The following is a 24,136-nucleotide window of genomic DNA, read 5'->3' as shown; positions in this document are numbered from 1 at the left end:
TAGATTGTTCTGACTGGATCGTGAAAGGTCGTGTGGTTAGGCCGTGACGCGATTTCGCAACCGGCCCTCCTCGAGCAGGATTCTGACCGTCCGCGCTGCATTGGTGCGCATTTCGACAGCCGCATGGTCGGAATAGAAGGCGTTGTGGGGCGTGATGACAAGCCGTCCGGCAAGCCAATCATCGCGGTTTCGCCATGCAGACAAGAGAGGATGTTGGCCGGGCGGTTCATGGGCCAGTGTGTCGATCGCCGCTGCAGCAAGATGGCCGCTGCGCAACGCTTTTTCGAGGGCATCGAGATCCCCGAGCAATTCTCCGCGAGCGGTGTTGACGAGGATCGCCCCCGGTTTCAGCCGCGCGAGACCGTCAGCGTCCAGCATGCCGCGGGTCTCTGCGGTGGCAGGGCAATGAAGCGTGACGATGTCCGACTGAGCGAGAATGTCTGGGAGGCGTTCCACGCGCTCATAGCCTACAGCCTTTTCATGGCCAGGCGGCTGACCTGGATCGTAGCCGAGGATGCGGAAGCCGAACGGCTTCAGTCGGTTGACGACCGCCGTACCGATCCGGCCGACGCCGATGACGCCGATGGTTGCGTGGTTCGAACGGGAAAGCGGTTTGAGGCTATGAACCTGCCAACCGGACGCATAGCCGCGAGCGCGGGCATCATGTTCCCAGAGGCGGCGATGGAGCGAGAGGATCATTGCGATCGCGTGATCTGCAACTTCCTCGGTGCCGTAATCGGGATTGTTGGCAAAGGGGATGCCGGCATTTGCCAATGCCGCAAGATCTATCTTCTCGTAGCCGACGCCATAGCGCACGACAACCCGGCAACGCTTAAGATGCGCAATGCTACGCGAGGTCAGTCGCGCGCCCCACACCATCAACGCGTCGAGCCTTGCCAGGCGATCAACATCAAAGAGCGTCTCGTTCGTGGTCGCGAGAAAATCGATCTCCACATCCTGGCCGAGCACCTCGGCTTCCAGGTCGGGACTGCCAATCATGTGATCGGTGATGCCGACCACGTACTTCTTCTGTGTCATCATCTTCGGCCAGCCATGCTATCGCGTCATGCCCCATTTCAGGATCGTGTGCCGTTCCAACTGCCGGAACAGGACATTCTCGACGAGAAGGCCAAGCAGGATGACGGTCATCAGGCCGGCGAACACCCGGTCGGTGTAGAGCTCGTTGCGGTTCTGGAAGATGTACCAACCGAGCCCGCCACGGCCGGAGGACGCGCCGAAGACAAGTTCCGCGGCAATCAATGTCCGCCACGCAAAGGCCCAGCCGATCTTAAGGCCCGCGATGATCGACGGCAGGGCTGCTGGCACAAGAATAAGGAAGACATAGCGCAATCCGCGCAGGCCATAATTGCGGCCCGTCATGCGCAAGGTCTCCGGCACGCTGGTGAAGCCAGTATACATATTGAGAGCAAGCGGCCAGAGCACCGAATGGATCAACACGAAAATCAGACTTCCCTGTCCGAGCCCAAACCACAGAAGCCCGAGCGGCAGGAGCGCGATCGGAGGCAAAGGATTGAGCATGGAGGTCAAGGTCGACAGGAAATCGCGACCGAGTTGGCTGGATACGGCGAGCGACGTCAGGGCGAATGCCAAAACGGCCCCCGCGACATAACCTTTCAACAGAATATCGATGGAGTTCGCTGCCCGACCAGGCAAAACCCCATTGGCGATATCGTCGACGAAGGCTTGAAGTGTCTGAGTGAACGAAGGCAGGAGAAGGTCATTTCCCTGAATTCTTGCGACGATTTCCCATAAAATGGCGAGAAAGATCAGGATAAGTCCTTTTCGCAGCCATGCCTGCTGCCAGAGTCGGCGCGGAAGCGACACGCTCCGTTCGGTGGAGCTTCCGGCGATTGGCTCAGGCATCAACTCGTATTCAGGTCGGATCGGCGGCGTCGGCCGTGTACCGGGGCCAGCGGTAGCAGTGTCACGCATGATCGCTTTCCCTTGCAATGGGCGCGTCGTCGAACAGAAGGCGGTGTATCCGGGTCGCGGCTGCCTGGAACTCGAGACTTCCGCCACTCTGCAGGTCCCATTCATGGCTATTGATCTCGGCGCGCATGCGACCCGGATGCGGGGACAGCAGCGCAATGCGATTGCCGACGACCAACGCCTCTTCGATGGAATGAGTCACGAACAGCAGGGTAAAGCGTACTTCTTCCCATAGGGTCAGTAGTTCCTCCTGCATCTTGCGGCGGGTCAGCGCATCAAGCGCGGCGAAGGGCTCATCCATCAGGAGGACACGCGGTTCCATTGCAAGAGCCCGCGCGATCGCAACCCGCTGCTTCATGCCTCCTGACAGGGCATTCGGATAGGCCTCGGCAAAACGGGATAGTCCGACCTTTTCCAGATAATGGTCGGCACGTTCGAGAGCTTCCTTGCGGCCGAGGCGGCCGGAGACCCGAACAGGAAACGCCACGTTCTCGCGAACGGTCTTCCACGGCGGCAACTGGTCGAATTCCTGAAAGACCACCACGCGGTCCGGGCCCGGCGCGGTGACCGGACGACCGTCCAGCAGGATTTTTCCTTCACTTGGCGCAATGAAGCCGCCGACCGCCTTTAGCAGGGTGGATTTGCCGCAGCCGGAGGCGCCGAGCAGGATGAAGCGATCTGCTTCCCAAACCTCGAAGCTCACATTCTGGGTCGCCCGCACGATCCGTCCGGGCGCAGCATATTCCAGTGTAACGCTCTCGACCGAAAGAAGCGGCGTTTGTGCTGAGCGCTCTATGGCGCTCACGGATGCGGTTGATGTGCAGTCCATTCTATCTCGCAAATGTTCTGCGCGGCCTTTCGGGCCGCGCTATTGCAGGATCAGGTTAATCCGATGAATGTCAGCTGCCGTTGTCGCCCTGCGCTTCCGGGAAGAAGTAGTCCTTCCAGGAACTGGCCTCGTTCTTCAATACGCCGATCTTGTAGAGCTCCAAGGCATATATGAAGGTGTTTTTGGGCACGATCGAAAAGTCGTTTTCCGGATCGTTGATGATATCGAGGACCAGTTTGGGCGGGAGCTTCGATTTCTGCTCACGGATGAAGGTGTCGGCTGCCTCTGCCTTGTGCGTGCTGATCCAATCCGCGGCATCCCGCAGTGCTGCATAGAATGCAGCGTAGGTCTTGGGGTTCTTGTCGTGGAAAGCGGTCGTCGCGTAAAGGACGTTGAATGTCGCCGGGCCACCGAGAATATCATAGGAACTGATAACCTTGTGAACGGCCTTGTTGCCCTGCAGTGCCTGATAATAAAACGGTGCCGAGGAGAAGTGCGAGTTCACTTCCGTTCCGCCTGAAATCAATGCCGCGGTCGCATCAGGATGCGGAAGGCTGATAGTGATATCGTCGAGCTTTTGAAAATTGTCCTTCCCGAAGACCTTGGCCGCTTCAATCTGCAGCGTGCGTGACTGAAACCCCACACCGGCAGCAGGCACTGCGATCCGGTCATTTGGTCCAAAGTCCTTGAGAGTATGGATATTTGGATTGGTCGTCAGCAGGTAGTTGGGCTGCGCGCCAAGTGCCGCGACGAGTTTGACGTCCTGGCGCCCTTTGGTTCGGTCCCAGGTGGTGAGCGCCGGCGGTACGCCGGCTGCGGCGATATCGAGATTGTCGGAAAGAAGCGCCTCGTTCATTGCCGTCGCGCCGGACACTGTTGCCCATTCGACCGCTATATCGAGGCCAGCTTCCTTGCCATGCTTCTCGATGAGCTTCTGATCGCGAATAACGTCGAGCGTCAGGTAAGAGATGCCGAACTGCTGCGCGATGCGGATCTTTCCTTCGGCCGCAGCTTGCCCAGGCGCTAGCATGGCGATGAGGCCAAGGGACGCCCCAACGGCGAATAACGGATTACGCCATTTGTCATGGCGGCGGCTTTTAAGAAAATAACGCGGCAGCATGTGTGCTCCTGTGTCGGGCGTTGCGGTTACGAAAAGCCATGCATTCACACGACTCTCCACGCATTCCCCGGAAAGAGACGCGTGAGATCGGTCGAGGGTATTAATCTCGACTAATTCTATCAACATGCTTGCATTTCGTTTTCAAGCGCGCCTTGAGATAAGAATCCTTTGAAAACGAGTACCTGGGCAAATAAATGAGCCTAGAAGCTGGCTGGCGACAAATGACCGAAACTTTGTTTCCTAAGCGCTTTGCGCTCTGGCGTGTCATTCAGCAGCGGCACGATTGGCACCATTGATCGGAAAGAAGGCACCAATCTCTCCGACTGCCTCATCAATGCGTTTGAGGATCTGATCTGATGAAACGGTGTAATCGACAAAGTCACGATCGGACGCATAGACCGCGGTTGGCAGCGTGTGGGCCATGAAGAACCCGAACAACGGGCGAAGCTGGTGCTCCACCATCAGCGCGTGGCGATCGCCGCCGCCGGTGGCCGTGATGAGGATCGGCTTCGACCGTAGCTCATGAGGATCGATGAGATCGATCAAATGCTTGAAGAGACCCGAGTAGGAGCCCTTGTAGGTCGGTGCGCCGATGATCAGAATGTCGGCTTCGACAATCTCTTGAATGACATGCTGAGCCTTTCCGTCGAGCTGTTTGCGCCAGAGAGCGCTACCGAGCGATGGTCCGACATCGAACATGTCGTAAGTCACGCTATCAAAGCCGTAGCGATCGCTTGCGCGTCCGGCGATATGCTGTACAAGCGCCGTGGTTTTCGAAGGCCGGCTGAAGCTGCCCGATATCGCAACGACCCTAGGCGTTCCCATGTTATTCCGTTCGGTCGGCTTGCCTTCCGAAGGCACGCTAAGCGCCGCGCCATCGGCAGTAACGCGATAAAATTCACTAATATCTCGTGTGCCTGGGGGACGGCCCTCGATCGCAAGCTTCGCCGCAGCCTGTTGGAAGGCGGCGTTGAGAGGTGCTGCAACGCCGTGAATTCGTCCGAGACGGACGATTTCACCGTTCAGATAATCGACTTCGCTAGAAGTGCCGCGGGTGAAACTTTGCCAGGTGGATTGTTGACCCGGCTTGATGCCACTCTCCGGCGCAACCCGCCAGGTTGAGATGTCGATCTTCCAATCCGAGGGCGCTGCGGGATCGTATCCGGCAGCCAGGAGGACGGTACGTGCCTCTTGCGCAAGGCTGGCTGCGGCCTTTGAGCGGACTTCGGGCGGACCCGCGAAAAGCTCGACGGCATTGGTGACGTTGTGCTCGAGCTTGGCCGCCTTCCATCGCCGGATATCGGGGCGCGCTTCGGCGAGATAGCCGGCCTTTGCAAGATCGGCGACGATCGACAAGGCCGTGTCGTCGAGCCCCTCGGGGTAGCGGCCGAGGGCGACGATGCCGACATTCGGCTCGCCTCCGACGACGACCTCCCCGGTGACGGTGTAGCGAGCCGGAATGCGGATACTCGCCGCATAGACACGATCGAAGCGCCGCAGTGCGATGTCTTCCGCAGCGAGACCGTTTTGTAACGTCACGAGTGGCAGTTCCGATGCAAAGCCTTCACCCTCGACCTGCCGCCAAGCCCAGAATTCCGTGGCCGATTCGACATCCTGCGCCTTGACCGCAAGGACCAGAATATCGCCCGGGCGAAGCGCTGGCGGCGAAGCCATGTCGGCGGTGTTGAGCTTGAGCACACGATCTCCGCCCGGCCGCCGATAGGACAGACCATGAGCGCCGATATGGGCGATCTGGGTGCCACGCCCGATGAGCACGTAGGGCACGCCATGCGTCTCGAACTCGGCCGCGAGGCTCGCGCCGACTGCACCGGCACCAATGATGATGTAGCGTGTCATGATCAGGCCGTCTTCAATACCGTGAAATCGATCGGAGGTTCCAATGGCGCGTCCCTTTCGCTTTTCCAACGTTCGAAGGCGGCGCGCCCGAGAATGGAGATGGAAGTGTCCTCCTGCGGGGCATGGACGAGCACCGACTGAATGTCCCGGAAATGCCGCTCAAGCCCCAGTTCGTTCCCGAGGCCGGGATTGCCGATGCCGCGCACGGCGATCTGCACCGCGTCGCGCAGCTGCCGGCCGGCAAGCAACCGGGCCCGGATGTGCTTTTCGGCCTCGGCTTGCTTGTCCTTCAGGGCATCGAAAATTAGCTGCCGGGCGCCGGAAACGTGAAGGTCGATCTCGCCAGAAAGCGTCACGAAGCGCTCGGTGCGGGCAATCGGATGGCCGAGGTTGGTCGGAACACGGTCCTCAGCAAAGCGTATGAATGCCTCCTGTGCCGCTTCGGCCACCCCGAGATAGAGCGCAGTCAGCGCCAGCGTGATTGCTGCATGGGCGCGGTTGTCCTGCTGTGCAACCGATGGATCGACCAGATCGATGACATTTTCCAGCGGGATTTCCACGTCGGTGTATTCCACATCGTGGGAGCCCGAGGCTCTCATGCCAAGGCTGTTCCAGTTTTCGATGACGCGAATGCCCGGAAGCTTGTTCGGCACGACGAATGTTCCCACCCGGGCGGCTGGCTCATCCGTGTGCGCCCAGACCAGGAAATGGGTCAGACCGTGTGCGCCGGTGACGAAGCGCTTCCGGCCGGTGATCGACCAGCCGGACGCCGTCCGGCGGGCGACCGTCGCCGGCAGGCCACCACGGGCGGGCGAGCCCAGTTCCGGTTCGACACGTGCAGCATTGAGCAGCAGCGGATACTGTTTGGACTGGGTCAGCAGGCGCTTGTAAAGGTCCTCGGGCCAATGGCTCTTGGTTGCCTGGCCGAGGTGGTTGAAGATCGTCATGGCGCTGATCAGCGCCACCGATGGATCGCCACGGCCGAGAGCCGCAAGGATCGTTGCCGCGTCGTGGAGCGTTGCACCAGAGCCGCCATATCTCGCCGCGACAGTGCTTTCGAGCAGGCCGCTTTGGTGAACCGCCCGGATACCAATCCAGGGAAAATCCCCCGTTCGGTCCGCCTCGGGAGCTGCGTCCGCAAGCGCGCGCGTCGTCGCGTTGAGCAGACTTGAATCGAAAGCCGTGACGCGCGCACTCATCAGGCGGCGGCCTTCTTCTTTGCCTCTTCCCGCTCGCGTATGCCTTCGCGCACCAAGGGCAGTATGTACCGGCCGTAATCGACGGCATCGTTGAAATTGTCGTAGCCGCGTATAGAGATCAGGTCGGCGCCGAGATCGATATAGTCAAGGATCGAATCTGCAATGGTGCGCGGCGATCCGACGAGCGCGGTAGTCGCCCCGGAGGCATTGGTCGCCGTGACCGTCGGATACCACAGGGCGCGATCGTGAACGTCGCCGCGCGCAGCAATGTCGAGAAGCCGCTGCGATCCGACATTGGCGGGACGAGGGGCGGCGGGCGGCGCGCGATGAAGGCCCTTTTCCCGGTTGTCCTTGAGGCGGTCGAGGACCCGGTGGGCCTTTTCCCAGGCCAGTTCGTCGGTTTCTGCAACGATCGGACGGAACGTCACCCAGATCCGGGGCCGGTCGGTCCTACCGGCCTTTGCTGCCTCGGCGTAGATCCGCTCGATCTGCTGCTTGGTTTCCGCCAGCGGTTCGCCCCATAGTCCGAAGATATCGCCGAGCGAGCCGCCGATCCGGTAGGCTGCGTCCGATGACCCGCCGACCGAGATGGGGATGGTTCCATTCGTCGGACGAACGGCGCTGCGGAACTGCTTGAACTGGTAATATTCGCCGTCAAAATCGAAGGGCTCGGTCGAGCTCCATGCAAGACGCAGGATACGGATATATTCCTCCTGCCGCTCGTAGCGCTGCTCCTTGTTGAGGAAGTCGCCCTCGCGCGCCTGCTCGTCATCGCTGCCGCCGGCAATGAAGTGAACGACCACCCGGCCGCCGCTCAACTGGTCAAGTGTGGCAAGCGATTTGGCCGCAACTGTCGGATAGACGGTATTGGGCCTGAGCGCGACGATGATCTTGATGTTCTTCGTATGCGCAAGGACGGTGGCGCCAATGGTGAATGGGTCGAAGGAGGAGGACGAGTAGGGGATCAGCGTATAGTTGAAGCCGTAGTCATCGAGCGCGCGTGCATAGCGCTCGAGATAGCTGGGATCGACCGGAGCGTCCGGGATGGGATCGAGATCGTTCGAGGCGTTGGGAAAGCTGACGCTGATGAATTCCGCGGACATGGGAGCTCCTCTGATTGTCGAATGCTGGACAAAAGTTAGGCGGCAGCTAAGGAGTAAGGAAGACAGGTCTTTCTATTTCCATCGAAACTATAGAAAATATTCCCTAATCGCTCCCGTGGAAGATCTGTCCGGGCGGCGGCCTTACCAGTGGGGCGACCAACCGAGGCTTGGAGCGACGGTTTCAGTAAGATCGCTGAGCAGCCGGATGTTCTCGGCAAGGTCGAAGGCAGGCGGCAGAAAGAGGACGACTTCGTCGGCCACGGCAAGGCCGGGATCACTGAGCACCGCTTCGATGACCTGGTCCGGCGTGCCGTGGAAGACCGGTGATATCTGGCTTCCTGGCGGCTGGTTGGTCCGCGAGCTCGGCTCAAGCGCGCCCTTCGGCCGCGATGCTGCAATGCCTTGAGTGCGACGCTCGAGATCATAGGCGACGTATTTTTCGCGAAGGTCCGGCGTGGTGCCGACCAGGATCGACGCTGCCACAGCAACAGACGGCGGCTCGCTTGTCCGTTCCCTCCGCCAGGTGGCGCGGAAAGCCTCGATGCAGCGCGCCTGATAATCTCCGAAGCTCTCACCTTCGGCGTGGTCATGCTGTACGGTTCCGGCGATCAGCCCGATGCCGAGTTCGGCGGCTTGTATCGCCGATCCTAAGCTGGCGGAGCCCTGTCTGATGCGCGAGCGAAGGGTCGGACTATGCGGCGTCACTCTGAGTTGGCTGCCCTCCGCGGCACCCTGGCCGGGTCCTGCGATGGTGTGCAGAACTTCGCCTGCGATCGCGGAAAGAAAACGGGCTTGACGGCGTTTCGCTTCCGTCCGGGCGTCGGTATCGACCGTGCCGAAGACGGCATCGAAGGCGGCGTTGGAGCCGGTCGAGATCGCCAGTTCCAGCCGGCCGCCGATCAGGAGATCTGTCGTGCCTGCGGCTTCCGCCAGCAGGATGGGATCCTGATAGCGCATCGGAATGACGGCCGAACCGAGGACGATATGCCTGGTGTGCTGGCCGGCTGCGGCAAAGAAGGGGAGCGGTGAGGACAGATAATGGTCGAAATGGCGTTGATAGGCCCAACCCGACTGGTAGCCCAGACGTTCTGCTGCCTTGAAAAGCTCGATGCCTTCCCGCAAGCCGTGAGCCGGGCCGGTCTCGTCGTTGAACGAGACGCGCGTGTTGAAGCCAAGCCGTTTCTTCGGACGGAATGATGCGGACGGTGCCGGGGCGGGGGCGATGACGGTCATGCAATCTTTTCCTCGTTGAAGATCTGCCTGTGCTGCAGGGGCCGAGTTCGCGCAGCGGCGCCTGACGGGATCGATTCCAACAGAGAACGGGTATAGGGCTGGCGGGGGGTATCGAAGATCTCTCCGACGGTGCCATGCTCGACGATGCGTCCGCGCTGCATGACGGAGACCGTGTGGGCAAGCTGGCGCACGAGCGCCAGATCATGCGACACGAAAATATAGGTAAGGCCAAGCTTGACCTGCAGCGACAGCAGCACCTCGACAATATCGGCCTGAACGCTGACGTCGAGCGCAGAGGTAGGCTCGTCAAGCACGATCACATCAGGTTTCAGGACAAGCGAGCGGGCAATGGCGACGCGCTGGCGCTGACCGCCAGACAAGGCGGCGGGCTTGCGAGACAGGAGATGCTCTCCCAGCCCGACATCTGCAAATGCCTTGCGCACCGCAAGCGCCCGCTCCTGATGGGTCCCGATCCTGAAGCGGTCCAGCGGCTCGCGCACGAGCCTCTCGACGTTCCAGGTCGGATCGAGCGATGTGAAGGGGTTCTGGTAGACGAGCTGCAGGTGCCGCCAGACAGAGCGCAGCTGTTCGGATGACCGACCGTTGACCTGTTCGCCGCCGACCGCGATCTTCCCGGCGTCGGGCTGCTCTAGCCCGAGCAGAAGCCGGATCGCCGTTGTCTTTCCTGATCCGGACTCACCGACCAGCGCATGCGTCGTTCCCGCCTGAACGTCGAACGAGACGTCGTTGACGGCGGTCAGCACCTTGCCGTCGACGGTGAAGGTCTTCGTTACGCCGCTGACCTCGATCTTCGGTGTCTTTTCGCGCAGGGCGCCAAGATGCCGGAAACCGGGCTCTCGCAACGGCCGGTACCGGTCTGGGTTGAGTGCCGGCACGTCGCCGTGAAGTTTTCTGGCGTAGGAGGAGGAAGGCGCGGAGAATATCGTAGCGGTACTGCCAGCCTCCTGGACGATGCCGTCCTTGAGGACCACGATGGAATCCGCGCGCTCGGCTGCGATCGCCAGGTCATGGGTGATCAGCAGAAGGCTGATCTGCAGTTCCTCCTGCAACTTTGACAACAGGTCGAGAATACGCTTCTGGATCGTCACATCGAGCGCGGAGGTCGGCTCGTCTGCGATCAGCAGCGACGGCCGCGGCAGAACGGCGAGCCCGATCAGCACGCGCTGGAGCATGCCGCCGGAAAGCTGATGCGGATAGGAATCAAAGACACGCTGCGGATTGTCGAGCCCGACCTGCGCGAATGTCTCAAGAACGAGTGCCTTGCGAAGCGCCTTGTCCGGTTGGCCCAGCAGCGCGACGGCTTCCATTGCTTGTGCGCCGATCGTGCGGACCGGGTTCAGGGAGTTGCCGGGGTCCTGCGGGACGAAGCCTATCCTGCGTCCCCTGAACGGGCGGAAGCGGCGCTCCGAAAGCCCCAGAAGCTCTTGGCCCTTGAATTCGACGCGGCCCGTGGCCTGTCCCGCTGCGGGAAGCAGTCGTAGGACGGCGCGGGCGATGGTCGACTTTCCCGATCCGGATTCGCCGATCAGCGCGAGACCTTTGCCGCGTTGAAGCTCGAAGCCGACATTGCTGACGACCCTATGGGTGCCGTAGGCAACCGACAATCCTTCGGCCCGCAGCAGCGGGGTCGATGGGCGGTTTGAAAGCATGGTCAGTCTGTCTTGCGGAGCCATCGGCTGATCCTGTTTACAGAGAGGACGGTTGCGATCGTGACGAGGGCCGGGGCATAAACCAACCAGGGCCATTTGAGGTAATCCTTGCCGATCGAGATCAGCAGACCCCAGTCGGAAGCCGGCGGCGGATCGCCGTAGCCAAGGAAGGCAAGGCTGGCGATCACCAGAATGGAATCGCCAAACTGCAGGACGGCAAGGGGCAGCACCGATCGCGATGCGTTCGGAAGTACGTGGCGCCATAGAATGTGCCAGCGCGAGCCACCGAGGAGGAAAGACGATTCGACGAATGTCGCCTGCCGGGTCTTGATGACTTCGGAGCGCATCACCCGGGCAAACAAGGCGACGGCGGACACGCCCGTCGCAATTGCCGCATTGGTCGTGTCGAAACCGATTGCGGTGACGACGATGACCGCCAGCAGGAACTTTGGGATGGCCAGCAACACGTCGACGAGACGGGCAAAGGCCGTGTCCACCCAGCCGCCGAAGAAGCCGGCCAGCAATCCGACAACCCCGCCAGCGACGACGCCGATGACGACCGCGATCAGCGCGCTCGCCACCGACGAGGCGGTGCCATAGACGACGCGTGCATAGAGGTCGCGGCCGAGATGATCGGTACCGAACCAATGTGCCGCACTTGGGCCGAGCAGCTTTTGGGCGGGAGTGCCGTTCACCGGATCGTAATGGGTAAAGAGGCCAGGCGCCAAAGACCAGCCGATCGCCAGAGCAACCACCAGCAAAGACAAGATGACCATAGGCGGCACGCGTAGGCGAGCCAGACGGCCGATCGCCGTCGCGCGCGGGGTGGAGGAGACAGAGGCAAGTGTCATGGGGTCACCGCCTTGGAGATGGGGAGAGAGCTGTCATCGGCGGTCGTCGGGCGGCGCGCCTGCCCGCCGAGAAGTTTGACGCGCGGATCGAGGAGCGGGTAGGTGAGGTCGGCGATCAGGTTGACGACGACGAAGACTACCGCGGCAAGCGAAACGACCGCTTGCAGAACCGGCAGGTCCTGCGTGCTGACCGATCGTTGCACCAGGCTGCCGAGCCCGTTTCGCCCGAACACCGTTTCGGTGATCAGCGAGCCTCCGAGCAACTCGCCGATCGTCAAGGCGACGACCGTGATGACCGGGAGCGACGAAGGCTTGAGCAGGTGCATGACGAAGAGACGCATCTGGCCGAGTCCTCGTCCGCGTGCGACGGCGGCATAGTCCTGGCCGGATTCGTAGTCGAGATTGGCAATCAGGACTTCGGCGATCTGTGCCGAGATCGGAATGCCGAGGGCAATCGCTGCGAAAAGTGTTGCCCAGAAACTGTTGGGCTCGATAACGCGAAAGACGCCGAGCTGAAAGCCGAAGAGATGGATCAGCACCAGGCCGATAACGAAGTTCGGAACCGACAGGAACAGCGACGGGAACCCGCGGAGCAGTCCCTGGCCGAACCGTCGGGCCAGAAATTGCGTGCCATAGGCGATGATTGCCGCCAGCAACAGGGCAACTGCGAGGCCCGCCGAGGCAAGCACGAGTGTCGACGGCAGAACCTCAGCGATCAGCGTCGCAACCGGCCGGTTGGTTCGCATCGACAGACCGAGATCGCCGGTCACGAAGCCGGAAAAGGCGTTCCAAAGCTGCACGGGGATCGGTTTATCCAGCCCCTGCGCAGCGATGATCTCCTTGATTTCGTCCGGTGTGAAGCCGTTCTGAGGGTTGTTCAGGACGTTGGTGACAGGATCGCCGGGCAGGATGCTGACGACGACGAAGGTGAAGACATAAGACAGCAGGATCACGACGATCGCCTGCAGGAGCCGCTTTCCAGCGTAGTCGAAATAGGCTTTGCTCATGCCCATCACCTCTCTAGTCTGTTGAACGGCTGGCCTATTCGCTTTTCGTGGCGGTGTAGTAGCTGGCATAGGCGACGCCGTTGTAGATCTCTCCCCTGAGCTTCGGCGACTGCACGTAGATGCGCTGGACGATCTGGGTTCGCGGAATGAAATAGCCCTGGTCGAGCACGTATCTCTGCAATTCGTCGAGCAGCGGTTTGCGGGCTTCGATGGAGCCGGCGCCGGCGATCTTGTCGCGCAGGTCATTGAGGGTCTTGTCGCTCTCGTCGAGCGCAAACCAGTTCTCGCCATTGTTGGCATTCGTCAGGATGCTGGCGACGGTGCCCGCGTCGATGAAGGAGCGCGTCACCTCATATGCCGGTACGCCCGCGCCGCCGTACTTTACCTTCTGGCCGTAGGTCACGACGTCATAGGCACGGATATCGACCTTCCAGCCGATCTTGCCGAGCTGCTGCGCAATCAGTTCATCGATCGATTTCGATGTCGCGAGGTAGGGGTTGGAATTCAGCGTCAACGACAGCGGCTTGCCATCCTTGACGCGGACGCCGCCCGTTCCCTTCTTCCAGCCTGCCTCGTCGAGAAGCTTCTCTGCCTTTTCAGGATTGTAGGCAAGCAGCGCGCTCTGGTCGCTCGCGCCCGGAACGTTGCTCTGGATGAACGACGTCGCAAGCTTCCAGTCGGGCGTATAGACCGTGTCGATGATCTCCTGGCGATTGATGCCGGCCTGAAGCGCCTGGCGAACCTTTATATCGTCATAGGGCGCAAGCTTGGTGTTGATCGCCCAGCCGTTAACGAAGCCGAGATAGCGCGGCGTCGCTACCGTGAGGCCTTCCGACTTGAGAGACTCAAGTTCCTGCGGCGATGCGTTATAGGCTACGTCGGCCTGGCCGGACTGGACGGCTGCGACGCGCAGCGACGGTTCCGAGACGAGCTTGTAGGTGATCGTGTCGAGATGGGCCGGACCTGTCTGGCCGACCGCCGCAGGACCCCAGTTGTAATCCTTGCGCTTGGTAAGCTTGACGTAGTCGCCTTCCTTCCAGGACTCGACGACGTAGGGGCCGCTGCCGGAGGTCTTGCTGAGATCGGCCTGGCTGCTTGCTGGCGAGGCGATGGTCTTCGGGGAGATAAGGATCGAGCCATGATAGCCGAGCGTCGGAATGAAGCCGAGCGTCGGCTTCTTGAAGAAGACCTTCACGGTTGTCGCATCGACGGCTTCGGCATGATCATAGGTCTTGGGGAACAAGCCGATCGGATTGATGCCCTCGCTCTTGCGTCCGGCATACCAGATGTCGAGATTTGCCACGACGGCTGCCGCATCGAGTGGGCTGCCGTCGGAGAAGGTCACGCCGCTCTTGAGATGCAGGGTGAATTCCGTCGCATTGTCGTTCTGCTCCCAGCGCTCGGCGATCCACGGGCTGACTTTGCCGTCGGCATCGACATAAAGAAGCTTGTCGGTGACATGGCCCCAGATGTGGCCCTGAAAGCTCGAGATCGCGCTGTTGTTGGGAATCCAGGTGTCGCCCAGTGAGTCGATCAGGAAGACGACATCCCCGCCATCATGCGCGCCGTTCTCAGCCAATGCCGGGGTTACATTCGCTGTTGCGACCAGAGCGCCAAATGCCAGTGCAGAGGTGGCGGTCAGCAGACGACGCCGGGAAAGAAGAGGGCGAGAAGAACGGTCGTTCATGAAGCGGTCCTGTTTGGTTGCCGGGCTGATTACAAACAGGAGCCTATGGGAGCGGATCAGTTTCGAGAAAGACTGGTTGTTCTTTTTCTACCAAATCTGTAGATTATTTTATCAGCGCAATCCGAAGCACGAGGATCAAGATTTCCGGACGTCGATCGCCCGGCGAGCGAGATTGCGCGATGCCGGTCTATCCGGCCCTAAACGTCATTCCGTCGAGAATGCGCACGGGCGGCAGTTCACCGGTAAAGCGCTCGACATCGACCTTCGTCAGTTGGCCCGTCGAGCCTTGGGCAAGCTGCGATGTACCGGCGTCACGGGTGAGGATGTTCGGGTTGCCATGAATGCACATGGCCATCGCGGCATCAGCATCATCGGGCTCGAACCATGCGCCGGTGGCAAGCTGCATGACACCCGGTCTTACGTCCCCACTGATCACCGCAGCCGCCAGGCAACTGCCGCGGGCGTTGAACAGCCTGACGATATCCTGGTCCGAAATGCCACGCTCTGCCGCATCGGTAGGGTGCATGCGCACCGGCTCCCGGCCGCCGATCTTGGTGGAACGGCTGAAGTCACCATAGTCCAGCTGGCTGTGAAGGCGCGCGTGGGGCTGGTTGCAGATGAGGTAAAGAGGATAGGTTGTCTCTACGGGGTCTGTCTCCAGGGCCGGTTCATACCAGCGCGGATGGCCTCGGCAATCGTCATAGCCAAAGCTCTCTATCGTGTCAGAGAAGATTTCGATCCTGCCCGATGGCGTCGGCAGCGGATTGCCGTCTGGATCGGCGCGGAATGCGCGCGCAGGCCCGCCATCGTCAGGCTTTACCGGCAGCATCAGCTCACCCTTTTCCCAGAACGTTTCGAAATCCGGCGCCGGATGCCCGGCGGCGGCGAGTGCTGTTCGGGTGGTCTCGAAGAGGAAAGCCAGCCACTCACGGCTTGACCGGTTCTCGGTGAACTCGCCGCGCCTGCCGAGGCGCTCTGCGATATCAGCGAATATCTCGTAGTCGGAGCGTGCTTCGCCGACCGGCTCGATCAGCTTCTTCATGGCGATCATCATCGGATCGCGGTCGGCCGCGCCGATATCGTCACGCTCGAGCGACGTGGTCGCGGGTAGGACGATATCCGCGTGGCGCGCCGAAGACGTCCACGCCGTCTCGTGCACGATGATCGTCTCCGGCTTCTTGAATGCCTTGCGCAGCCTGTTGAGATCCTGATGATGATGGAACGGATTGCCGCCCGCCCAATAAACGAGGCGGATGTCAGGATAGCGCAAAGACTGGCCATTGTAGTGGAACGGATCGCCGGGGTTCAGCAGCATGTCTGCGATCCGTGCGACAGGAATGAAATCCGTCACCGGATTGTGGAACTGCCTGAGCGTCGGCAGGGGGACGGTGAGTTGGCGCTTGCCGATGTTGCCGAGCGCACCGAGCGAATAGGAAAAGCCGCCGCCATCGAGCCCGATCTGGCCGAGCATGGCCGCCAACACGATCCCCATCCAGACCGGCTGCTCGCCGTAATCGGCGCGCTGCAGGGAATGGCTGACGGTGATAAGCGTTCGGGCATTCGCCATGCTCCGCGCCAGATCCACGATCGTCTCGGCGGCGATACCGCAGATGCCGGCTGCCCATTGCGGGCTCTTCTCGACGCCATCCTCGCGTCCCAGCAGATAAGCCTCGAAGCGTGGATAGCCTGTCGTATAGCGGTCGAGATATTCCCGGTCATGCCGCCCCTCGGCGACGAGAACGAAGGCGATTGCGAGCATGAGCGCGACATCGGTTCCGGGGATGACTGGCAGCCATTCCGCATCGAGATCGGTGGCAATATCATCCTTGAGCGGGCTTATGAGAACGAAGCGCGCACCACGCGCGCGGGCACCGCTCAGCGCAGGGCGCACGACATGCCGGCTGATGCCGCCGCCATGGACATCGGTGTTCTTGACCGCCATGCCGCCGAAGGCGACGATCAGCTCGGTGCTACGCTCGATCGCCTCCCAGGTGACGCTCTTTCGGTCGAAATGATCATAGGGGCCGAGCACATGCGGAATGACGACCATCGCCGCGCCCGAACTGTAGGTATTGACCGATCTTACATATCCGCCGAGCACGTTCAGGAAGCGGTGGATCTGGCTTTGGGCGTGATGAAACCGTCCGGCACTCGACCAGCCGTACGAGCCGCCGAAGATGGCTTGCGGCCCGACTTTGCCGTAGACACGGCGAAGCTCGTTGGCGACCAGATCGAGCGCTTCCGGCCAGGCGACCTCGACATAGACGTCGCTTCCGCGCTTCTCCGCATTATCAGGCCTGCCTTCAAGCCAGCCTCGTCTGACGGCCGGGCGCCGGATGCGGGCGGAGCTATGTGCGATCGCGGGAAGATTGCCGAGCAGGGGAGATGGATGCGGGTCGGCGGGATGGGGACGGATTTCGAGCTCGCCGCTCTGGTGCCGTCCATAGAATGCACCCCAGTGAGAGCTGTGGGGTTTGAAACCGTCCATCGCACCGTCTCCCGCGGCAAGGGTGGAAAAATGAGCAGCACTTATGCCGGCAGGATCTTGCCGGGGTTCATGATGCCTTTGGGATCGATGGCGTTCTTGAGCAGGGCCATCAGCTCGACGGCGTCTCCATGTTCCTGACGCAGATAGCCGATCTTGCCGGTGCCGACGCCGTGTTCCCCGGTCGACGTGCCGCCGACGGAGATTGCGTGTTCCACCATCTTCTTGTTGATGGCGGCGACCTCCGCGAGCTCCGCTTCGTTATCCGAATCCACGGCGAAGACCACATGATAGTTGCCGTCGCCGACATGGCCGAGAATGGCAGCCGGAACGCTGCAGTCCTGCAAGAGCGTGCGCGTCTTGAGAATGCAGCCGCTGAGTTCCGAAACCGGAACGCAGACATCGGATGACCAGCCCCGTGCATTTTGCCGTTGCGAGACGACCGCGTAGAAGGCGTTGTGGCGGGCTTTCCAGAGACGGTTTCGTTCTTCCGGCGCGTTGGCCCATTCGAAGTCCTTGCCACCGTGATCCTTCACGATTTCTCCAACCAATTCGACCTGCTCCTGAACCGAGGCAGGGGATCCGTGGAACTCGAAGGCGAGGGTATCTTCAATCTTGAGAGAGAGACCGGAATAAGCGTTGGTGGCGGAAATTAGGCCACGGTCCATCAGTTCCATCCGGGCGACTGGAATCGCAAGCTGCACGATCGCAATTGCCGCGTTGACCGCTTGCTCAACGTTCTCGAATGAACAAAGGGCCGCCGAAATGGTTTCCGGAACCCCCTGGAGCCGTAACGTCAGTTCAGTGATGATACCGAGCGTGCCTTCCGAACCGACGAACAGGCGTGTGAGGTCATATCCAGCTGCCGATTTACGCGCCCGCCCGCCGGTCCGGATGACCTGGCCACTCGGCAGCACAACAGTCAACGACAGCACGTTCTCGCGCATGGTGCCGTAGCGAACGGCGTTGGTGCCTGATGCACGGGTCGCTGCCATGCCGCCAATCGAAGCGTTGGCGCCCGGGTCGATCGGAAAGAACAGGCCCTGATCGCGCAGATAAGCGTTGAGCTGTTCGCGCGTGACGCCGGCTTGGACGGTGCAGTCGAGATCCTCGGCGCTGACGCGAATGATCTGCGACATCTGCGAAAGATCGATGGAAATGCCACCGCGCACCGCGGTCAGATGGCCTTCGAGCGACGTGCCCGCGCCAAAGGCGACGACGGGCACGTTTTCGGCCGCGCAGAGCCGAACGATCTCGGCGACCTCGTCCGTGCTTTCCGCAAACACCACGGCATCGGGGATTGCCGATGCGTGGTGGGATTCACCGCGGCCATGCTGTTCGCGCAGCGCCTGCGAAATCGAGAAGCGATTGCCGAACATCGACAGCAACTGATCGGATAGCTCGGTGGATAGGGCGCCCATTTCTGGTTCCTCAGTCAGCAGTGGTGGCGGCGAGAAATCGCGCATATGTGTTTGCACCCAGTCTATGGGTGTCAGACGGCGATCTTCTCGCCCTTCAGATGGCGTTCCAGGAATGGCAGGCTGTCCTGGCCCCAGTAGAGCTCGTCCTCGTAACGAAACGTCGGAAGGCCGAAGATACCGGCGTTCTTGGCGCCTTCTATGTTGGATCGCCAGACTGACTGGATCGCCTCCGACCGAGCCCGATCTTCGAGCTTTGTTCCATCGAAACCTGCCGTTTGGGCAATAGCCTGGCGGATTTCGCTTCGGCCGATATCATCGCCATTCGTCCAGAAGGCCGCCTGAAGAGCGCGCGTCAGCTTGAGCCAGTCCAGGCCATCCTCGATGGCGGCAATCACCATAAAGCCCGCCGGAGTCGGATCGGAAAGCGCGGATCGATTTTCCAAGCTGAGCGTCTTGCCGCGCAATGCCGCCCAGCGCTTCAGGTCCTTGGTCCAGTAGGCGCGCCGCGCCTCGGGCCGGTTGCGCGAATAGATACCGCCATTGTCCTCAATAATAGAGATGACGTGCGGGCGGATCGACGCTCCGTGCCTTCCCGCAAGTTCCGTAAAAGCATCGAGACCGATGAAGGACCAAGGTGAACCGATGCCGAAGAAGTAGTCGATTGCTTTGGTCATACTATGCCTGTTCAGCGTCCTTGATTGGGGAAAGTGCGGCGTCGAAAACGAAAAGAGCGCAGTCTCTGGCGGTCAGCACGGCTCGGGGATCGCGGCCAACGGCGACTGTCGCCAGCGCTCCTTCGTAAAGGAGGGCAAGGTGAGCAGCCGGCTGATGTGCTGCGGCATTCGCCCTCGCCATGAGCGCGCGAAACATTTGGCTGACGGCGGCTTTGTGGGCACGTGCGACGGTAACGACACGTTCGGAATCGCCGTGCTCGGCCACCGCCAGAGCGAACGCACATCCTCGAAATTCAGGGCTATCAGCCTTCTCATGCAACCGCTCAAAGACGAGCTTGAGCTGATCCCGTGGATTGGCTGCCTCGTCTAAGACTTCTTCAAGAGAGCGGACGACGCGCTCATGACGGTCCTGAAGATAGGCGGCGACGAGATGGTCCTTTGACGGGAAATGCCGATAGAGCGTCGCTTTGGCGACCTTGGTTTCGTCGATGATCCGGTCAATGCCAACAGCGCGAATACCCTCGCGGTAAAAAAGTGCGCCGGCTGACGCAAGAATGTGGTCTGATATCGATGCTTTCATGGAACTGTTTAAGGCAGCCTTCTTAATCGGTACGCTTTCACGTGCGAACTAGTTTAAGAGCTTTTATGCGCCTTAGATGGCAAGAGAAAGACAGGTCGTTCCTTTTGCTCCGCTGGCTAGGAATGTTTTTGCTTCAACATGGCGAATATTGCGTTGGCTGTGATTCAGCTAGGTGACGACCTAACTGAGCATTCGATCCTCGAGGTTCGTTCGAGCACGAGCAAGGCTGCATTTTCAGCCACTGCAGTCAGCGATGTTATCTGAGGCGAGACAGCATGCGCCCCAATTACAATTTCAACAGAGACGATTTCGGCCCCCGCGGCGGCGAAGCCGACCAGCTGCGGAAATCCATGGCGAAGCTCTTCGAACGGTCGCGTCGGGTTGTGCTCGGCGCCAGCATGATGGCGATCAACGGGCGTGGTTTTGAGACGATCGCTGCCTTCATTGAGGGCCAGATTGTTTCCCCGACTGGTTACCGAAGGAGAATCCAAGAGATCTGCTGAAAACACGACTGTTGATGGCCGATGAACTAGTTGGCGGCTTTGGACGAAATTGCAGATACCGCACGGAAACAAAACGGCGGCTACGTGGTTACTGATCAGACGCGCAGGAGCGTTTCCCTTGCGAGGAAAACTAGCCGTAACGGGAGCAAGACGATGGACACAGCAACACATTGGGCGCTTCTCCTCGGCATATTGACGTTGGCGAGCTGGTTAGCCGGAGGCTTCGCGGCGGTGCTTGGAAACGTGGAGCTTGGTCCTCACGGGCAAAAGGCAGCCGAATATTTGACGCTCGGCTTGAGCGTCACCGGCTTCATCTGCGCCTTCGCAATGGTATTGATCCTGGTGATCCGATGATCTCGATCACCCGAGTGGCCATAGACCCGGCCTTCCCGCGATCGTCGATTATGTCGGCTGCGGGCTGGATGATTGTTCGGGAGAAGGAGCTCTGATCGATCTGCCTATCCGCTACCCCTGGCGTCGTGCGGCGGCCTGCCCGACAGCAGGCGGACGACGAAAGATCGAGACCTGGTTGCGTCCGGCTTCCTTGGCGCGATAAAGCGCCATGTCGGCTTCGTGCTGGAGACTGGCCAACGAAACATCTGTGTCGACAGCCGACTTGAACGCCACGCCGACGCTCAGCGTCACCGAGGGCCCAACGCTGGAGGCCGGGTTCGGCAGGGCAGCCGCTTCCACGCTCTCGCGTATTCGCCTGGCGACTGCGACGGCCTCTTCTTCATCGACATCCGGAAGCACGATGAGAAACTCCTCGCCGCCATGTCGCGAGACGAGATCGCGATCGGCGCGCACGCAGCTCTGGATGATGCCGGCAACCTTGACGAGGCAGCGATCGCCTTCGCTGTGGCCAAGCCGATCGTTCAGGGCTTTGAAGTGATCGATGTCGCACATCAGCATGGCCGCGATGACGCCGGTTTCGCGGCCGTTGCGCCACAGGCCCTCGAGCGTTTCCATCATCCAACGGCGATTGGCGATTCCGGTCAACGGATCGGTTCTGGCCAGCCGCTCCAATCGGGCGTTCGCATCGGCAAGCTCCGCGACGCGGCGCTGATCCCTGCAGTCCAGGAGAAATGTCTTCTGCGCCAGGATGTTCATCGTTCGCCTGGCGACCACCGTCGCGATGATCCCACAGGAAAAGAAAAGGGTCGCGGCGACGACGCTGCCCGCTTCCAAAAGCGGGTTGTGCCATTGAAGGATGAAGTAGAGACAAAGGGCATAACAGGCGATTGCGGTCGTCCAGGCCAGCGGCACGCTGAAGATGGTGATTGCGCTCGTCGCGACGAACAACATGATGCTCAAATGCCGCTCGTAAAATTCGCCGCCGGCAAAAACGCCGACGAGCCCGACCGAGAGGAGAATGAGGGACATTCCCACAAGCAGCGACGCCCGCTGAACGGCCGCCGGCCGCGGCTTGTTCCAGACGACCGCGGTGAAGATTGCTGCCGGCGGCAAAAGGCAGGCGGGCGCAATCATCGACAGAACGATCTGCCGGGGAAGCAGGAGGGCGTTCAGCGCCAGCGTTAGAACATCGACAAATGCGACCCAAATCATCCAGGAGCGGATGACCTTCGCCGTCTGCCGCCACAGCCTTTCATCAAAACGGCGGCGCAGTTCGCCCGTCAGGCGGATATCGCGGGTTCGGCCCGATAAAAGACGTTCGACCTCATCCACCATTGCGCCGGTCAACGGCCGTGGCGGCACAGACCCGGCTGCAGAGGTTTCAGAGGAAGTGCTTTTGGCATCACTCATCTCTGGTTTAACTAGCCGCGATGCAAAGCTCGGCAAGGCTTACGCACTCGCATCGGGATTCGTACGTTGATATTTTGTAAACAAGATTGCGCGCGCGGTCTGGGCCGGATCGTCTCGATCATGCTACCAACTCTTTTCCGAGAGGGGGCAGGATGAGGCTCAAACTGGTTGCAGTTGCGGTCGCGGCGCTGGCGCCGGTGGTTGCGATGCTCGTCTACAACGAAGTCGCGCTTCGCCATCAGCGCAACGAGGAAGTGCGTGCCTCCGCGGCGCAGGCGGCGAGGCAAGCCTCGTCGGAAGTCGAGCGGATTATCGAGGGTCTGCACGCCCTTCTCGTCGCCGTATCCGCCATGCCTTCCGTCCGGCATCTCGACGGCCAGGCTTGCAACGATGCACTGAAATCGGTTGTCGAAAGCATCCCCAACATCCGCACCATCTTCGTCGCCGGCCTCGATGGGCATCCCATCTGCGGAAGCATGGCGTTTCCACAGGGTGTGATGTTTTCCGACCGCGATTACTTCCGGCAGACTCTGGAGACCAAGGACTTCGTCGTCGGCACCTATACGCAGAGCCGCCTTTCCGATCGCCCTGTGCTGCCGCTCGCGATGCCACTGATGGAAGGCGATACCATCAAGGCCATCGTCATCAGCGGAATCCGGCTGGACTGGCTGCAGAATCGCATCACCGAGCGCGGTATTGCTCCCGGCAATGCGGTGACGATCGCCGACGCCAAGGGAGTGATCATTGCCCACGTTCCCTCTCCCGAACAGTTCGTCGGTACGATCTTGGTGGAGGAATACCAACGGCTGATCCACGCCGAACAGCCTGATGTCATCGAGACCACCGGCCGGGACGGAACAGCGCGCATCCTCGGTTATCGCCCGATAGCCTTGCCTTCCAACCCCCTCTATGTCAGTGCCGGCTTCTCGAAAACGGAGGTCTTCGCCCCGATCGACCGGGCGACACTGATGAATACGCTCGCCATCATCGGCGGTGCGCTTTTCGCCTTCGTCGCCGCGATCTTTATCGGTAACCGCTTCATCCTGATACCGATCTCGAGGATCGCCGATGTGATGGAAAGCTGGCGCAGCGGTCAGACGACGGCGCGGACCGGCATGACGGGACCGGACGAGCTGGGGCTCGTCGGCGCAACCTTCGATCGGCTGCTCGACGAACTCGAAGAGCGCAGGCGGCAAAATCAGCAGGCGGAGGAGGAGCGGAGCCTTCTCGTCCGCGAACTGGCGCATCGCGTCAAGAATGGCTTTACGCTCGTGCAGGCGATTGCCAGACAAACCTTCTCGCGGTCCGATCCGGAGAGATACGGTTCCTTCGCCGAGAGGCTCGCAGCCCTCGCCGGCACCTATGACCTCATCCTGTCGCGGGAGGGGTCGGCTTCGCCCATTCGGGATATCCTCTCCGCAGCCCTGCGAGCGCATGTCGCCTCGCAAGCCGAGCGCATTCACCTCGACGGACCGGATGTGGTTCTCCCGGCGGACACCGCCCTGCCGCTCTCGCTCGTGATTCATGAGCTGGCGACCAATGCAACCAAATATGGAAGCCTCGGAAGCGAAAATGGAACGGTCAGCATCGAATGGAAGCACGAGGATGGACGCGTCCTGCTTTTGTGGACGGAAGCCGGCGGACCGCCGGTCTCGACGCCGACGAAAAAAGGCTTCGGCTCGGTGCTGATAGAACGTGCCTTCCCGTCGAAGGCGCAGGCGCGATCCCGCGCGGACTACCGGAGCGAAGGCCTCGTCTTCCAACTAATATTTTCGATCGCGGAACCGGTTGCCAAAGGCGAAGTTGACCCTCTGAGCCCGGACGTAAAGCATACGAGCCAGACATGAAAAGCAAGGTAGTCGTGGTCGAGGACGAAGCTCTGCTGCTGATGATGGCGGTCGCCATCGTCGAGGAGGCAGGCCTTGAGGCGCTCGAGGCACGCAATGCCGACGAGGCGCTCATGCTTTTCGAAAGAGTGCCCGGCATACGGATCCTGTTTACCGATATCGACATGCCGGGAAGCATGAATGGCTTGATGCTGGCAAAGGCGGTCCGTGATCGCTGGCCGCCCGTGGAAATCATCATCGTCTCCGGCATGAAGCAGCCGGAGGCGGATGCTTTGCCCGAGCGCGGCGTCTTCTTCTCCAAGCCCTATGATACCAGGCAGCTTACCAATGCGCTCGTCAGCATGGCCGCGTAGGGC

The 24,136-nt window shown here is 60.7% G+C and carries 21 protein-coding genes and 1 pseudogene; 4 read left to right on the top strand and 18 right to left on the bottom strand.

Annotation, left to right across the window (positions count from 1 at the left end):
* Positions 1-36: 36 nt before the first annotated feature.
* The 17 genes and pseudogenes from HJC00_RS11855 to HJC00_RS11775 form a co-directional block, all read right to left on the bottom strand.
* Entirely contained in the window at positions 37-1,038 is a 1,002-nt protein-coding gene (locus HJC00_RS11855; RefSeq protein WP_259672237.1) for a C-terminal binding protein, read from the bottom strand.
* Between the two features lie 18 nt (positions 1,039-1,056).
* Positions 1,057-1,953 carry an ABC transporter permease gene (locus HJC00_RS11850; protein WP_221155214.1) on the bottom strand — a complete coding sequence of 299 codons (897 nt, stop codon included), beginning with the start codon at positions 1,951-1,953 and terminating at the stop codon, positions 1,057-1,059.
* On the bottom strand, positions 1,946-2,779 hold the full coding sequence (locus HJC00_RS11845; protein WP_221164068.1) for an ABC transporter ATP-binding protein: 834 nt from the start codon (positions 2,777-2,779) through the stop codon (positions 1,946-1,948). Before HJC00_RS11845 ends, HJC00_RS11850 begins: the two co-directional genes overlap by 8 nt.
* A 70-nt stretch (positions 2,780-2,849) precedes the next feature.
* On the bottom strand, positions 2,850-3,899 hold the full coding sequence (locus HJC00_RS11840; protein WP_221155365.1) for an ABC transporter substrate-binding protein: 1,050 nt from the start codon (positions 3,897-3,899) through the stop codon (positions 2,850-2,852).
* A gap of 264 nt (positions 3,900-4,163) precedes the next feature.
* Entirely contained in the window at positions 4,164-4,724 is a 561-nt protein-coding gene (msuE, locus tag HJC00_RS11835; protein ID WP_221164122.1) for an FMN reductase, read from the bottom strand.
* Between the two features lie 63 nt (positions 4,725-4,787).
* Positions 4,788-5,756: pseudogene (locus HJC00_RS11830) on the bottom strand (ketopantoate reductase family protein); the annotation flags it as partial.
* Positions 5,757-5,758: 2 nt separating this feature from the next.
* Positions 5,759-6,955, bottom strand: coding sequence for an acyl-CoA dehydrogenase family protein (locus HJC00_RS11825; RefSeq protein ID WP_221164067.1), 1,197 nt, complete (start codon positions 6,953-6,955; stop codon positions 5,759-5,761).
* Positions 6,955-8,058, bottom strand: a complete 1,104-nt coding sequence (locus HJC00_RS11820; protein ID WP_221155211.1) for an LLM class flavin-dependent oxidoreductase — start codon at positions 8,056-8,058, stop codon at positions 6,955-6,957. The genes HJC00_RS11825 and HJC00_RS11820 overlap by 1 nt, the downstream gene beginning before the upstream one ends.
* A 141-nt stretch (positions 8,059-8,199) precedes the next feature.
* Entirely contained in the window at positions 8,200-9,291 is a 1,092-nt protein-coding gene (locus tag HJC00_RS11815) for an LLM class flavin-dependent oxidoreductase (protein WP_221164066.1), read from the bottom strand.
* The gene (locus tag HJC00_RS11810) at positions 9,288-10,985 is read right to left on the bottom strand and encodes an ABC transporter ATP-binding protein (protein ID WP_221164065.1); all 1,698 of its coding nucleotides are present in this window, start codon (positions 10,983-10,985) and stop codon (positions 9,288-9,290) included. Before HJC00_RS11810 ends, HJC00_RS11815 begins: the two co-directional genes overlap by 4 nt.
* Positions 10,964-11,812 carry an ABC transporter permease gene (locus HJC00_RS11805; protein WP_221155205.1) on the bottom strand — a complete coding sequence of 283 codons (849 nt, stop codon included), beginning with the start codon at positions 11,810-11,812 and terminating at the stop codon, positions 10,964-10,966. Before HJC00_RS11805 ends, HJC00_RS11810 begins: the two co-directional genes overlap by 22 nt.
* Positions 11,809-12,819 carry an ABC transporter permease gene (locus HJC00_RS11800; RefSeq protein WP_221164064.1) on the bottom strand — a complete coding sequence of 337 codons (1,011 nt, stop codon included), beginning with the start codon at positions 12,817-12,819 and terminating at the stop codon, positions 11,809-11,811. Before HJC00_RS11800 ends, HJC00_RS11805 begins: the two co-directional genes overlap by 4 nt.
* 34 nt (positions 12,820-12,853) lie before the next feature.
* On the bottom strand, positions 12,854-14,506 hold the full coding sequence (locus HJC00_RS11795) for an ABC transporter substrate-binding protein (protein ID WP_221164063.1): 1,653 nt from the start codon (positions 14,504-14,506) through the stop codon (positions 12,854-12,856).
* A gap of 187 nt (positions 14,507-14,693) precedes the next feature.
* On the bottom strand, positions 14,694-16,994 hold the full coding sequence (locus tag HJC00_RS11790) for a molybdopterin guanine dinucleotide-containing S/N-oxide reductase (protein ID WP_221164062.1): 2,301 nt from the start codon (positions 16,992-16,994) through the stop codon (positions 14,694-14,696).
* Between the two features lie 41 nt (positions 16,995-17,035).
* On the bottom strand, positions 17,036-18,412 hold the full coding sequence (locus HJC00_RS11785; protein ID WP_221155193.1) for an FAD-binding oxidoreductase: 1,377 nt from the start codon (positions 18,410-18,412) through the stop codon (positions 17,036-17,038).
* Positions 18,413-18,483: 71 nt separating this feature from the next.
* The gene (locus HJC00_RS11780; protein ID WP_221155182.1) at positions 18,484-19,086 is read right to left on the bottom strand and encodes a 2-hydroxychromene-2-carboxylate isomerase; all 603 of its coding nucleotides are present in this window, start codon (positions 19,084-19,086) and stop codon (positions 18,484-18,486) included.
* A 1-nt stretch (position 19,087) separates the two neighbouring features.
* Positions 19,088-19,666, bottom strand: a complete 579-nt coding sequence (locus tag HJC00_RS11775) for a TetR/AcrR family transcriptional regulator (RefSeq protein WP_221155180.1) — start codon at positions 19,664-19,666, stop codon at positions 19,088-19,090.
* Between the two features lie 275 nt (positions 19,667-19,941).
* Here HJC00_RS11775 and HJC00_RS11770 point away from each other — a divergent pair, with 275 nt between their 5' ends.
* On the top strand, positions 19,942-20,169 hold the full coding sequence (locus HJC00_RS11770) for a hypothetical protein (protein ID WP_221155178.1): 228 nt from the start codon (positions 19,942-19,944) through the stop codon (positions 20,167-20,169).
* Between the two features lie 153 nt (positions 20,170-20,322).
* Positions 20,323-20,523 carry a hypothetical protein gene (locus HJC00_RS11765; RefSeq protein ID WP_221147038.1) on the top strand — a complete coding sequence of 67 codons (201 nt, stop codon included), beginning with the start codon at positions 20,323-20,325 and terminating at the stop codon, positions 20,521-20,523.
* A gap of 111 nt (positions 20,524-20,634) precedes the next feature.
* On the opposite strand, the gene HJC00_RS11760 is transcribed toward HJC00_RS11765, so the two are convergent.
* On the bottom strand, positions 20,635-21,933 hold the full coding sequence (locus HJC00_RS11760; RefSeq protein ID WP_221164061.1) for a GGDEF domain-containing protein: 1,299 nt from the start codon (positions 21,931-21,933) through the stop codon (positions 20,635-20,637).
* Between the two features lie 152 nt (positions 21,934-22,085).
* Between HJC00_RS11760 and HJC00_RS11755 the strand changes: the two genes are divergently transcribed.
* Entirely contained in the window at positions 22,086-23,780 is a 1,695-nt protein-coding gene (locus HJC00_RS11755; protein ID WP_221164060.1) for a sensor histidine kinase, read from the top strand.
* A complete protein-coding gene (locus HJC00_RS11750) occupies positions 23,777-24,133 on the top strand; it encodes a response regulator (RefSeq protein WP_221164059.1) in 357 nt (118 codons plus the stop codon). The genes HJC00_RS11755 and HJC00_RS11750 overlap by 4 nt, the downstream gene beginning before the upstream one ends.
* Positions 24,134-24,136 lie beyond the last annotated feature (3 nt).

The sequence above is a fragment of the Rhizobium sp. NLR22b genome, assembly GCF_019685295.1.
Lineage (GTDB): Bacteria > Pseudomonadota > Alphaproteobacteria > Rhizobiales > Rhizobiaceae > Rhizobium.
Note: the sequence above shows the minus strand (reverse complement) of the source record. Positions and strands in the feature narration are given on the sequence as shown.